We start from the raw sequence: 12,400 nt of genomic DNA on the forward strand, positions 1-12,400 counted from the left end.
AATATGAAGACTGCAATCGACAAGGTCGGCCGTGGCAAGGAGCGCGACGTCAACGTCCGCTTCATGGCAATGGCCAGCCACTACGTGTTCGAGCCCGAGTTCTGCAATCCGGCCTCCGGCTGGGAGAAAGGACAGGTCGAGAAGAACGTTCAGGATGCGCGTCATCGCTTCTTCCAACCGGTCCCGCGCTTTCCATCACTGGAAGCCCTGAATGACTGGCTTGAGCAGCGTTGCAAGGAGTTCTGGGCACAGACCCCGCATGGTCAGATGCGTGGCACCATCGCCGACATCTGGGCAGAGGAAACACCAGCTTTGATGCCCGTTTCCAGGCCGTTCGACGGGTTTGTCGAATACACGAAGCGGGTCACGCCAACCTGCCTCGTGCATCTGGAGCGCAACCGCTACAGCGTTCCGGCATCCTTTGCCAATCGACCGGTGAGCCTTCGAGTCTACCCGGATCGTGTCGTCGTCGCGGCAGAAGGTCAGATCGTTTGCGAGCACCGTCGCGTCATCGATCGTTCCCATGATCGACCGGGGCAGACCATCTATGACTGGCGGCATTATCTGGCGGTGGTGCAGCGAAAGCCCGGCGCTCTTCGCAACGGCGCACCGTTCGCCGAGCTTCCAGACGCATTCCGGACCTTGCAACAATATCTGCTCAAGAAGCCAGGTGGCGACCGCGAGATGGTCGATATCCTGGCACTTGTTCTCCAGCACGACGAACAGGCAGTGCTCTCGGCCGTCGACATGGCGCTGAAGTCCGGCGTTCCGACCAAGACGCATGTGTTGAACCTGCTGCATCGCCTGGTCGACGGCAAATCCTTCACGCCGCCGACCCTCGACGCACCTCAGGCACTGACGCTCACCAATGAGCCCAAGGCCAATGTCGAACGATACGATACCTTGAGAAAGACGGAGGTTCGCCATGCGTCATAATCCGGCAAGCGGCGCGATCGTCATCATGCTACGGCAACTGAAGATGCACGGCATGGCCCACGCCGTCGGTGATCTGACCGAGCAGGGATCGCCGGCGTTTGAGGCTGCCATTCCGATCCTGTCCCAGCTTCTCAAGGCGGAGACTGCGGAACGAGAGGTCCGATCGACCGCATATCAGCTCAAAACCGCACGCTTCCCGGCTTACCGTGATCTGAACGGCTTCGACTTCGCCAGCAGCGAGATCAACGAGGCGCTCGTGCAACAGCTTCATCGCTGCGACTTCCTCGACGACGCCAACAACATCGTTCTGGTCGGCGGTCCCGGCACGGGCAAGACACACATTGCCACCGCGATCGGTGTCCAGGCCATCGAGCATCACCATAAACGGGTCCGGTTCTTCTCAACGGTCGAACTGGTCAACGCTCTCGAGCAAGAGAAGGCGCAGGGTCGGTCTGGGCAGATCGCTAATCGACTCGTCCATTCCGATCTCGTCATTCTCGACGAGCTGGGATACCTGCCGTTCAGCGCCTCAGGCGGTGCATTGCTCTTCCATCTGCTGAGCAAACTCTACGAGCGCACCAGCGTCATCATCACCACCAACCTGAGCTTCAGTGAATGGGCCAGCGTGTTCGGCGACGCCAAGATGACGACCGCGCTGCTCGACCGGCTTACCCACCACTGCCACATCCTGGAAACCGGAAACGACAGCTTCCGCTTCAAGAACAGCTCGGCGCATGAGCCCAAAACAACGAAGGAGAAACGAAGGAACTTGACCACCACGACCAACACAAACGATACCTAAAGGCGGGTCACTTCTCGGTGGAAACGCCGGGTCAGCTCTCAGTGGAAATCAACATACTGGCGCGCAGGTGGCGCGTAAACATGTGCCACCCCCTGCCTTTTCATGCCTCGCTACGCACTTTCGCGCCAGCTAGAACACTCTAATGTTAAAGCGATTGCGCGTACTTAGCGAATTACAGGCGATAGAGGATCTGGTCGTTCCAGAAACGGTCAAGGCTAGATTATCCCCCACGCGCGAAACCTCCCCCTGCCCGTCATCTCCCTGAGCCCAAGCTCGCCGACAATCCGCCGCGCCGCCTGCGGCGTCACATCCAGCGTCTTGGCCACCATCCCGGCCGACACCAACGGCTTTGCCATCACCAGCTCGACCAGCTCCGGCAGTTTCGAAGACGTTCGTCTTCCCGACAATTTACGCTCCATCATTTGCCGGGCCAGTGCCAGCCGGTCATGCTCTTTCATGCCGATCTCGGCGGCCGCCAAAAATCCGTGGGCGATGGCGAGCAGCCGGGTCTCCCGATCACGATTCCGGCGCCGATCGACGGGAATGGTTTTGAGGCCGAGATTGATGGCGGCCAGATTGGCGCCGGTGGTGATGCCGGCCTGCCGCAGGATCGACGCGCAAAGCAGCCGGCCGAGCCAGGGGGCGTGCTGAAGGACAGACAATTCGTTCCAGGCATCGAGGGAGACCACCGCCTGCAGCACCGCCGGAAAATCCTGGACCTGCCGCAAGACGGTACGCCATTCATCCAGCCGCGCGTCTTCGTCCCAGTCGAGATCATAAACCAGCGGATCTTTTTCCGCCGCGCCGGCACGGCCAGGTCGTGTTACGTTTTCGATCGCAGCCTCCGATCGGGCGAGCACCGCATCGATGGCGGCATAGTCGACACCGGGGAGAGTATCGATGTCGTCGACGTCGTCGCCCTCCCCTTCTGGGTCGCTTCCGACCGCGCGCCGAATGGCCTCGGCGGCCGCCCCCTCCCCCGTGTCGGTCGACGTGATCTCCGCGGTCTTTCGCAGCGTCCGAATGCCATCGAGTGACAGTGCCCAACCGGGTAGCTGTGTGGCAATACGCCTGCGGATGCGCAGGACGTCGCGGGCGATTGTCAGCTCATGGGTGGGCGTGCGAATATCCTTCGTGGCGTCGTGGAGGACGAGGTCTTCGAGATGGACGAGTTCACCGTCGATCCACAGCGAGGCGCAGGCATCAGAGAAATGGGATCGTTCGATCCATCCCTGGCCGACCGGTGAGCGAGCGACGCGCTCGTCCAGACGCGTCAGCGCGATACCGGCGTCAAATGCCGGCCGCATCAGTAACTGGAGCAGATCTGGAGGCACGGGGGATTCCGATTTTTTGTGAATCATGATTCACTTCCTTTATGACGAAGCGCCGCCTCCCCATGGTCGAGCATGCTGACACGCTGTCGCTGAAGGCGCTGCGGGAATTGGTGACGGGACTTGTGGCGCGGGCCGATCGGGCAGAAATCCGGATTGAGGCGCTCGAGGCTGACAACCGAAAGCTTCGAGAAGAAAACGATCAGCTGAGGATCGAGAACACGCGGCTGAAGGTCGACAACCAGCTTCTGCGCGATGAGATTGCGCGGCTTAAAAACCTGCCGCCACGCCCACCGTTCAGTCCATCGGGCATGGACCAGGCAACCAGCGACAAGGCGGTTGCCGGCAGCCGAAAGCCTGCGCGGCGTCGCGGGCCGAAGGGCGACACGGGGAGCGCCACGCGCGAAGAGGTGCTGCCTGCCAGAGCCCCACCTGGATCGCGGTTTAAAGGCTACAAGGATTGCGTGGTCCGGGATCTGGTCGTGCGGGCCGAAGTGGTGCGCTATCGCCGCGAATGCTGGCTGACACCGGAAGGACGCACGATCATTGCGCCGCTGCCAGCAGGGATAAAGGGCGGCTACGGCGCCAGTCTGCGTCGCTTCTGCCTGATGCTTCATAGCCATGGACAGGTCACGACGCAGCGATTGACGACCTTGCTGAACGATGTCGGTGTCGAGATTTCCAAACGCCAGGTCATCCGGTTTTTGACAGAGCGGCTGGATGGCTTTCATGCCGAGGATGCCGCCGTGCTGCATGCCGGCCTGGTCTCGGCTCCCTTTGTCACGGTCGACGACACAGGCGCCCGCCATGCCAATCGCAATTTCCATACGACACAGATCGGCGGCGAACATTTCACCGCCTTCCGCACGACGCCGTCGAAGTCGCGGCTGAACTTTCTGGCCCTGCTGCGCGGCAACTATCAGGACTATGTTCTCAACGATGCGGCCTTCACCTTTCTGGAAAACCGTCAGGTGGATCCCGCCCTTCTGGCGCATTTGAAGACATGTGAACCGCGGCGGTTTGCCAATCAGGTTCCGTTTCTCGAGTATCTGGCCGCCAATGGTATCGACATCTTCGACAAAGAAATAATCCGCCCGTTTGCCGAGGCCGGCATCTGGGGCGCCATCCGCCATCATGGTCTGGTCGGCAATGCGATGATCGTGTCCGACGATGCCGGACAATTCCGCGTCGGCACCCATGCGCTGTGCTGGGTCCACGCAGAGCGTTTGCTGCACAAACTGATGCCGGCGACACCCGGCCAAGTACGGCATGTCGAAACCCTGCGGGATCTCATCTGGCGCTTTTACAGGGCCCTGAAAGCCTATCAGCGAAGACCTGATCCGCGTGCAGCCCGGGGCATTCAGGCCCGGTTCGATCGGATTTTTTCCATCCGCACCGGCTATGGCGACCTCGACAAACTGCTGTTTCGACTGGGTCGCCGCAAGGACGAACTGCTGCGGGTTCTGGAGCGGCCTGAAACCCCGCTCCATACCAATGCATCGGAAAGAGATCTGCGCGGACTTGTCATCAAGCGAAAAATCTCCGGCGGCACGGTCAGTCGCAACGGTCGGCAGGCGCGTGACAGCATGCTCGGCCTGATGAAGACCTGCCAAAAGCTCGGCCTGTCGTTCTGGCACTATCTTGGCGATCGGCTGGGGATCGGTGACGAAGATCATCTTATGCCACCCCTCGCCTCGATGGTTGCAGCACGCGCCTGAACGCTCTCGGCCTTCGAGCACCCAGCTTTGCGTCAGACATGCTGATTGTCTCGGCATCGCCACCAAATCAGCCCCGCTTACGCCGCATCAGGGCTGTCATGCTGATTTTCGCGAGATCGTAAACCATTGATTTTATGGTAAATGATTCGCTAAAGAAACTCTATATGGATATTCCGGTTCCTCACATCGTATGATCAATAGTTGCCGAGCTAACCATCGATAAGTACTGGTTATCGATGGTTATACTGGTAAATTCAGCAATTTGTATTTGCTCAGCGTCGATAGGTGACTTAAAGACCAGTAGACATTTCCGCGTCACACGACGCTCGATTCAGGCCACGTGACGCAGAAAACTGTGCGGGAAACAGCTCAGGCTACTATTCCCTAGGGGCCAGTCAGATCCTGAGCAAACGTCAACCACTGACTTCGATGTCGTTATCGTCGCACCAGGTCCTCAAAGCGTCTTCCGTGGCCTTCCTCTCGAATGCGTACCACCGATCGATGGCGTGCCTGTGCTCCAACAGGTCCTTGAAGCGGGCATAGGCACCCTCCCGACTGAAGATCTCCAGAACTTTATCGCTATCGTCGGGCAAGTGGTGGCGAGCGAACTTCAGCACCAACGGCTTGCCAAGATCGAGTTCTTTCTTCTCCGGAATGCGGATGTATTCTTCGCTGTCCTCGATGTCAGGTATTTCTTCAACATCGTCCGCCCAGTCCGAATGCCAGTAGATCTTGCCTGTCTCCTTGCACAGAAAAGCCGTGTTTTCTCCGATTCCGACGGAGCTCACGAATTCGAACGCGTCCAGAAGCTCGCTGAAGTCCACAGTCATTCCCGTCCTGCCGCTCACCAGCCTGTCGTTGCAAGATATAACTCGGTCCCAAATCGGGCGCAAATAAATGTGGGCGCTTCCTGCACTTGCAATGGGAGGCTGCTTGCGCTCACGAGCGACGAAATTGAAATCGGGAGGTAAAGCGACAGCGACGCCGCCGTCCGCCAGGGTCACCTCGGGTGACGGGCGTTTGCGTCGACGTGCCCAGGGATCGGCATTCAAGGTCATCTTCGATCAACGCGATCCTCGAAAGGACGCTACCTCAGATGTGGATTACTTTCCTGTAGATTCCCTCTCAAAACTGCGAGTAGACGATTTAAAATCTTTCGCCTATCGATTGCTTATGAAATCGTCGCTTGAACATATGCCGCTTCGCAAGCAGCGAGAACTCGGCCGGGTTCTCGAAATCCTGCACGAGGAATTCGAGGACGCGTTGAAAGAGGGCACCGCCGATTTCAAGAAGCGCGGCAGGATCCTGAAGATCATCCTGTTCGGCTCCTACGCCAAGGGCGGGTGGGTCGATGAGCCATTCACCATGAAGGGCTATCGCTCGGATTTCGATCTCTTGATCATCGTTAACAATCGCAAGCTCTGCGAGTTCGCCGAATATTGGTACAAGGCCGCCGACCGGCTGATCCACGAAGCGTCGATCGAGACGCCGGTGAGCTTCATCGTACACTCCAGACGTGAGGTGAACACCTACCTCAAGGAAGGGCAGTATTTCTTCTCCGACATCCGCAAGGAAGGTATTGTTCTTTACGAACTGGACGATGAGCCGCTGGCCGAGCCCGAACCACTCACCCTTGAGGATCGGTTGAGGTTAGCGACGGATCACTTTAGGCATAGATATACGACAGCACAAAATCTGAATGCCCTTGCAAAATCTGCGAAGCAGAGCAGCATGATAAACGAGGCGGCATTCTTGATGCATCAATCCCTCGAGCAAGCTTATTCCTGCATTCTGCTCACACTCACCAATTACGGCCCACCATCGCACAACATCAAGTTCCTTCGCTCGCTCGCCGAGGAGCAGGACCGCCGGCTGGCCGAGGCGTTTCCGCGTGATCAGCACCGGGAACGGGCCTGGTTCAACACGTTGAACGAAGCATATGTGAAGGCACGCTATTCAAAGCATTATGAGATTAGCGAGGAGGCTCTCACCTGGCTCGGCGAGCGGACGACCGTGCTGCTTGAATTGGTCAGAGCCGTTTGCTCCGAGCATCTCGAAAAGCTCAAACACGACAGCCACTAGGAGCGGGCGCAACGGGCCGGGCTACTCAATCGCTGCAGTCGTTAGCCCCCAGGATGACCCGGATCGTGACAGGTGGAAGAAACGCGGCTTGATCAGCAAGCTTTAACAATGGCTTCCATCGGCCCGAGCGGACCTACGCCGAGGACCCCGCAAAGCTCGGCCTACGAGCCGGCTTTGCGAGGTGTTGCGGTCATTTCCCTGATGGAGAGATTGCCCGGACTAGAGCCGTATGCCGCCTATTGTGAAACCACCGTCAACGGTTATCTCCTGCCCGGTAACGAAACTGGCGTCGTCTGAAAGCAACCAGTGGCCCCGGCGGCACGGTCGCCATGGAAGCTGGCGAAAGGTGACGATAGGGTCGAAGTCGTTCCGCAAATGTCGATCACCGTCAACAGCGGTCAGGCCGTCCGCATGGCTGCACGCGCTGGCCTCGGAGTAATCATGCAGCCATCTATTCTGCTGCGTTCGGATGTCGAGGCAGGCCTGCTCGTTCAACTCTTTCCAGACTGGCATCTCCGTGAACGGCCGATGTCACTTATCTATCACCGCGACCGCCGCATGACGCCGCGCCTGCGCAGCATCATCTCGTTTGCCATTTCAGAATTCGGCGCGACATCCGAACGGCGGGAAGATCTTCATTCCTAGAGGCTTGGCGCATCTCAGCCGACGGGTGTCGGGTCAGCGCTGCTTTCTCGGGCAAATCGATCGGGCACCGTTTTCCGCATTGACCGAGCGACTATTGCATTGAGCAGACTTCCCTCCTCCGCTCCACGGTGTGCGGCATTTACGTCCGAACGAAGGGCCGACGACAGAGACCAACGCGACGATCGACATACGGGCTGGAACCGAGGCATCGCTTGGAACGTTTAGAGAACGCAGTCAGGAGCCCGCTATGAGTGACAATCCGAAAACCAAGACATCGTCCAACACACAGAAGGACCCTGACGATTGGGTGAGCGGCGACGAACCGATGACCGGCGCGCAGCGGTCCTATCTGAAAACCTTGTCCGAACAGGCGCACAAGCCCGATGCCTATGCCGAGGATCTGACCAAGGCGGAAGCGTCCAAGAGGATCGACGAACTGAAGCAGTCGCTCGATTTGGAATGAGCGGCGGCCTTGCAATAACAACTTTGTTCGGAGCCGAAGGCAGAACTTTTGCGCCCGCAACAGTTTGATCGCGCAGCGGCGGAAGGACGAGACCATGTCAGACCTGCAACTCAACCAACCACGTCCGCATAAGTTTTGGCGCAAAGGACTTGGGCTTTTAGCCTGCGTGCTGATCGCTGCGAGCAACATCGACGGTCCTAGTTCCCGTAGCGGCCCGATGTTAAACGCGGTCGGTGCCGCCGGACCGCTCGCTCTGGTAGCCGCTGGGATTGCATGGAAGCCGTGCCGCACCATCGATTAGGTTGTGCTGCCGATCACGCACCGACTTACTCTAGTTGAGGCGTTGTCGCTGCAAACTAAACCGTCGGATTCAATGCCACAATAGTGGCACGACGATACAATTCGACTAGGCCGCGGAACGTCTCCCTCTGGAACAATTGTAAGCTTCGCGATACATATCCGTCCAATCTGTAGTGCGAAGGTGACAAATGCCAACACCTCATAATCCTCCGGCCGCTTCGTCGGCCGCGACCATATAGAGCGCTACTTCAACCGCTCGATCTTTGCGCATCTCGGCAGTTAGACCATAGATCTGGAACGGCGACGGAAAGTTAAAGTCACGCGTCTATCGCGAGGAGATCTACCGGATTGCCTGTGCGCCGGATTTGTCGTCGCTCACCGTCGCTGAAGCCATACCGAGCTGGCTAACGCCCTCTACGCGGCGGCCCGATAATAGATTTCGGTCACCCGAAACCGACCATCGATGCGTTTGCATTGGACGATGACGTCGATCGCTATCTTCAGCATCTCGCGTATGTCGTTTCGCTCCAGGTCCCGCCCGCCTTCGGATTCCTTCACCAGCAGTGTCAGTTGTTCGAAGGCAAGCCTGGCCGAGTCGGCATGCACGGTGGTGATCGAACCCGGATGACCTGAGTTCACATTGCGAATGTAGTAGAACGCTGTGCCGTCGCGCAGCTCCTGCAGAAGAATGCGATCGGGTCGCATGCGCAGACAGGATTCGAGCAGATCCTTCGCCCCGACCTTTGCCAGTCCCTGGTCGCCTTTGGAGTAGAAGAGGCGGACATGGTTCGGCTGCGGGATGACGAGCTCGGGCGTGTCTTCGATGGAGATGATGCGTTCGCTGGAAGGAATATGGCGGATCAACGCCTTCGAAAGCGTCGTCTTGCCGGATCCTGTCGCCCCGGAGATGATGATGTTCTTGCGCGCATGGACAGCCTCTCGAAGAAATGCCTGGTATGACCCGGTTCGATGGAGGTCCAGGAGCGTACGGTCGATTGCAGAGACGTCCGCCTCTTCCCTTGCCACCTCGGCGAACAAGCCGCCTTGATCAAGATCGTTCAGGCTCAGAGACACCGACGACGGCTTTCTGATCGTGATGCTGACGGTTCCCTTTGTCGTCGCCGGCGGGATGACGATCTGGATCCGCTCGTCGCCCGGCAGCGTGGCCGAGAGGATGGGCCGGGTTTCGTCGATTGCCTGGTTGGAATAGCTGGCGACAGCCCGCGCGAGACGCATCAGCTTGTCGAACGACAGCTCCGGCAGATCGTGGGTTTGCCACCCGGCCGTGCCCTCGGTGACCACCTGGGTTGGCCAGTTGATGATGATCTCATAGAGAGACTTGTCACTCAGAAAGGGCGACAGCGGTACCAGCAGCTCGCGCACGACGCCGGAGTCGGCTCCCTCCTTCATGAGTGGGCCTATTTCGTGACCAGGGTCGAGGCTGGACCGAAATCGCCAAGTACCGCCCGATCGTAAATGCGGTTACGCGGTTCGCTCACGCGAAGCCGATAGACGCTAGAGAAATCGAGATCACGCGCCACGAAGATCGAGACCAGCTCTCCTTGATGTTTCAACAGGGTCGGCGGAATGTTGATCGACTGCTCGACGGCGATGGTCGCCGCCTGCTTTCCGGCACTCGTCGTGTTGTCTGCCTCGACATCGCTATCCTGCAGCTGGCTGTTGGCATAGGAGCTCGCATCGCCGACGATCGACAACAGGATCGCGCTGCCGAAACGCTCCCACCAATGGGTATCGACGTAACCGTCGACACCGGCACGCCCAAGGGCATCGGTTGCCGGTGACGCCAGGGTGATGATCACGCCAGTCGGTGTCTTTGCGCGGTTCCAGAGCACAAACAGGCGTTTCTGGCCGCGGCGAAGGCCGCCACGATATTCGCCGACGACCTGCGTGCCCTTGTCCATCAGCACGACGCGGCCGTTGTCCGACAGGACGTCGCGGTTGATGACACAGCTGGTGAAGCCGGGTTGGTCGGAGGACAGCGCCGTCTCCAGGACGCATGGAATGGAGGTCCCCATGGCGACGATGAAGTCGCGATTTCCAAGAGTTCCTGCACGCGAGCCCTGCAGCTGTGTCGGCGCCAGCATGCGATTGAAGCGCTGGTCCTCGTTTTCCGCCTCGGCACTGAGGCCGCCCGGCCTGTTTGCGAGCGGAACATAATTCGACGCGACATCGACGCTGGCATTCTGGTCTCGAGCATGAGGCTGGCGGGACTTTTCACCACCATAGGCGATGACCGGCGCGCGGCGGGCAGCGTCGAGAAGCTTCTCATCCTCGCCCGCCTGCTCGGGCAGTCCGGGCGTCGGCAGGATGGTTTCCGGCGGCGTGGCGACCGGTTGGGCCGGCTCCTTCGCCGGCTCGAAATCCGATGTCTGACGGATGACGACGCGTTCTGGCTGGACCCCGTCGGCTGGCTTCTCCTGGCCGCGCATCGACCAGAGCGCAAAACCGACGAAGGCGATGATTGCCAGCGCCACCGCGCCACGTCTCACCGTCGGATTGTTGTCGAGACCGCGGCGGGTCGTCGTCTCGGCGCGCTCACCCGGAATGTGGGTGCTGTCTTCCTCGGCCATGACGTCCTCCTATTGTCCACTCGCTGCCTGCGTCTTCACGACGCGCTCGACTGAGGGTGAGGTGGTGTTCGTATCGGGATTGATGCCGATACGATCATAGGCCTCGTTGAAGACGCAGAGGACGTCGCCTCCCCTGCGCAGGATAAACTTGCGGCTGATCGCGTGCACGAGCACCAGGTTGTTCTCGACGGACTTCGGCACCAGGCTCTCACTGCCGTCGGAATTTTCCATGTAGATCGCCGGCATTTCCTGGTTGCCGGCAAAGACGAAGGTGGTGACCTTGCCGTTGTCGTAGACTGCCTGCGGTTCAAGTGACGCTGACCCTTGCGCCGAATAGCGCCAGTTGCGCGGGCCATAGGCTTCGTGAAGAGCAAGAACCTTGTCCGCTTCGCCGGCCTGGGCCGCCTGCGCACGAGCAGCGGCATCGAGCCTCCGGCGTTCGGCTTCGTCGGCAGGATAGCGATACTTCACATAGAAGTAGGTGTTCTGCCCGGCCTCGACGGTGCCGTCGCGAACCGTGAGTTCCATCTGATAGCTGCGTGTGGAGCCGTCCCGCCTGGTCGTGACGACCGAGATGTTGGTTACGGGCTGGTTTTCGCGGGGCTTCAGGAACAGGATATTGCCGGCCGGCGCCACTTCCCATGCGACGCTGTTACCGAGCGCGACGTGGGCGATTTCCTCGTCGGCTGCAAACTCGATCTGCACCGAGGACCGCAAGGTGCCGACGATCTTCGTGATGTTATAGGGCTGATAGTCGACGAAACGGATACGGCTATCTTGCGATGCGCCGCGCGGAATATCAAGCGCTGACGCTGTCGTGGAGAGGCCGGCAACAAGGAGGGCGATCAGGACAGTCTGCTTCAATTGATGGCCTCCGGATCGGCGCGATATTCGCTGACGGCGAAACCAAGCGGATTGGTCAGCCGGTCGGTCGATGACATCGGCGCGTTGACATAGGAGAAGGTGAGCGTCGCCACCCAGTGGGTGGTCCTGACGTCGTCACCGCGGGTGACGGTCCTCGTATAGCGTACCGATACGACATTGGCGTTGATCAGGGAGATCGAGACGACGTTGATCCGCGACGTTGCACCGCGACCGTAGATATTCTGGGGAGAGTCCGGATTACCGCCCCGATAGATCGCCGCAAAACGCGTCTGCTCCGGCTGGGTCGACAGCAGGGCGACGGTGCGAAAATTCTCCTCGGCCTCGCTCCAGACGTAGCCTTCCCGCGCACGCACATATTTGGCGGCAAAATACTTGGTCACCGCCTCGTCATAGCTGCCGGCGGTCGAGGTCAGCGCCGAGACGACGTCGACGATGCCGGTCGAATTGTCGACCCGAACGACGAAAGGTTCGACCGTTTTCAAAGGCGTGAGGCCGGCAACGGCGACGATCGAGGCGGCGGCAAGCACGCTCGCGGCGATCGCGATGAACCAGGCGATGCGCGCCGACCGTTCCACCTGGACCAGCCGATCCTGATCGAAGCGGCGCGCTCTTTCGAAATAGCCCTTCATACTGTCCGTATTCACCAT

12 protein-coding genes and 1 pseudogene are annotated in these 12,400 nt (G+C 59.4%); 6 read left to right on the top strand and 7 right to left on the bottom strand.

Annotated elements, in window-relative coordinates; genetic code table 11:
- On the top strand, positions 1-936 hold a 936-nt coding region (locus ELH03_RS23655; RefSeq protein WP_130766733.1), incomplete at its 5' end, for a Mu transposase domain-containing protein.
- Positions 926-1,738 carry an IS21-like element helper ATPase IstB gene (gene istB, locus ELH03_RS23660; protein WP_130660431.1) on the top strand — a complete coding sequence of 271 codons (813 nt, stop codon included), beginning with the start codon at positions 926-928 and terminating at the stop codon, positions 1,736-1,738. The genes ELH03_RS23655 and istB, both read left to right, overlap by 11 nt.
- A 215-nt stretch (positions 1,739-1,953) precedes the next feature.
- Here the strand turns inward: istB and ELH03_RS23665 are convergent, their stop codons facing one another.
- Positions 1,954-3,099, bottom strand: a complete 1,146-nt coding sequence (locus tag ELH03_RS23665) for an RHE_PE00001 family protein (RefSeq protein ID WP_130766734.1) — start codon at positions 3,097-3,099, stop codon at positions 1,954-1,956.
- Between the two features lie 14 nt (positions 3,100-3,113).
- On the opposite strand from ELH03_RS23665, the gene ELH03_RS23670 reads away from it, so the two are divergent.
- Positions 3,114-4,787, top strand: coding sequence for an IS66 family transposase (locus ELH03_RS23670; protein WP_130766735.1), 1,674 nt, complete (start codon positions 3,114-3,116; stop codon positions 4,785-4,787).
- 413 nt (positions 4,788-5,200) lie between these two features.
- Here ELH03_RS23670 and ELH03_RS23675 read toward each other — a convergent pair whose 3' ends face one another.
- Positions 5,201-5,617, bottom strand: a complete 417-nt coding sequence (locus ELH03_RS23675) for a UPF0158 family protein (protein ID WP_130660238.1) — start codon at positions 5,615-5,617, stop codon at positions 5,201-5,203.
- A gap of 343 nt (positions 5,618-5,960) precedes the next feature.
- On the opposite strand from ELH03_RS23675, the gene ELH03_RS23680 reads away from it, so the two are divergent.
- Positions 5,961-6,869, top strand: a complete 909-nt coding sequence (locus ELH03_RS23680) for a nucleotidyltransferase and HEPN domain-containing protein (RefSeq protein WP_130766952.1) — start codon at positions 5,961-5,963, stop codon at positions 6,867-6,869.
- A gap of 219 nt (positions 6,870-7,088) precedes the next feature.
- Here the strand turns inward: ELH03_RS23680 and ELH03_RS38015 are convergent.
- Positions 7,089-7,175 (bottom strand): annotated as a pseudogene (locus ELH03_RS38015) (SDR family oxidoreductase); the annotation flags it as partial.
- A 69-nt stretch (positions 7,176-7,244) separates the two neighbouring features.
- On the opposite strand from ELH03_RS38015, the gene ELH03_RS23690 reads away from it, so the two are divergent.
- The gene (locus ELH03_RS23690; RefSeq protein WP_246798814.1) at positions 7,245-7,514 is read left to right on the top strand and encodes a LysR substrate-binding domain-containing protein; all 270 of its coding nucleotides are present in this window, start codon (positions 7,245-7,247) and stop codon (positions 7,512-7,514) included.
- Positions 7,515-7,761: 247 nt separating this feature from the next.
- Positions 7,762-7,977 (top strand): DUF3072 domain-containing protein, encoded by a 216-nt coding sequence (locus ELH03_RS23695; protein WP_130766736.1) that lies wholly within the window; start codon positions 7,762-7,764, stop codon positions 7,975-7,977.
- A gap of 714 nt (positions 7,978-8,691) precedes the next feature.
- Here ELH03_RS23695 and virB11 read toward each other — a convergent pair.
- From virB11 to ELH03_RS23720, 4 genes are read right to left on the bottom strand one after another with little or no spacing between them, the layout of a single operon-like run.
- Entirely contained in the window at positions 8,692-9,687 is a 996-nt protein-coding gene (gene virB11 / locus ELH03_RS23705) for a P-type DNA transfer ATPase VirB11 (protein WP_130766737.1), read from the bottom strand.
- Positions 9,688-9,695: 8 nt separating this feature from the next.
- Positions 9,696-10,868, bottom strand: coding sequence for a type IV secretion system protein VirB10 (virB10, locus tag ELH03_RS23710; RefSeq protein WP_130766738.1), 1,173 nt, complete (start codon positions 10,866-10,868; stop codon positions 9,696-9,698).
- A 9-nt stretch (positions 10,869-10,877) separates the two neighbouring features.
- Positions 10,878-11,732, bottom strand: a complete 855-nt coding sequence (virB9, locus tag ELH03_RS23715; RefSeq protein ID WP_130766739.1) for a P-type conjugative transfer protein VirB9 — start codon at positions 11,730-11,732, stop codon at positions 10,878-10,880.
- Positions 11,729-12,400 carry a VirB8 family type IV secretion system protein gene (locus tag ELH03_RS23720; protein ID WP_130766740.1) on the bottom strand — a complete coding sequence of 224 codons (672 nt, stop codon included), beginning with the start codon at positions 12,398-12,400 and terminating at the stop codon, positions 11,729-11,731. The genes virB9 and ELH03_RS23720 overlap by 4 nt, the downstream gene beginning before the upstream one ends.

The organism is Rhizobium beringeri, assembly GCF_004306515.1.
GTDB classification, from domain to species: domain Bacteria; phylum Pseudomonadota; class Alphaproteobacteria; order Rhizobiales; family Rhizobiaceae; genus Rhizobium; species Rhizobium beringeri.

Coding starts and splice junctions, on each gene's coding strand:
- ELH03_RS23720 (WP_130766740.1), bottom strand. CDS start 12,400: ATGGTGAATACGGACAGTATGAAGGGCTATTTCGAAAGAGCGCGCCGC.
- virB11 (WP_130766737.1), bottom strand. CDS start 9,687: ATGAAGGAGGGAGCCGACTCCGGCGTCGTGCGCGAGCTGCTGGTACCG.
- ELH03_RS23695 (WP_130766736.1), top strand. CDS start 7,762: ATGAGTGACAATCCGAAAACCAAGACATCGTCCAACACACAGAAGGAC.
- ELH03_RS23670 (WP_130766735.1), top strand. CDS start 3,114: ATGACGAAGCGCCGCCTCCCCATGGTCGAGCATGCTGACACGCTGTCG.
- virB10 (WP_130766738.1), bottom strand. CDS start 10,868: ATGGCCGAGGAAGACAGCACCCACATTCCGGGTGAGCGCGCCGAGACG.
- ELH03_RS23680 (WP_130766952.1), top strand. CDS start 5,961: ATGAAATCGTCGCTTGAACATATGCCGCTTCGCAAGCAGCGAGAACTC.
- ELH03_RS23690 (WP_246798814.1), top strand. CDS start 7,245: ATGTCGATCACCGTCAACAGCGGTCAGGCCGTCCGCATGGCTGCACGC.
- ELH03_RS23675 (WP_130660238.1), bottom strand. CDS start 5,617: ATGACTGTGGACTTCAGCGAGCTTCTGGACGCGTTCGAATTCGTGAGC.
- ELH03_RS23665 (WP_130766734.1), bottom strand. CDS start 3,099: ATGATTCACAAAAAATCGGAATCCCCCGTGCCTCCAGATCTGCTCCAG.
- istB (WP_130660431.1), top strand. CDS start 926: ATGCGTCATAATCCGGCAAGCGGCGCGATCGTCATCATGCTACGGCAA.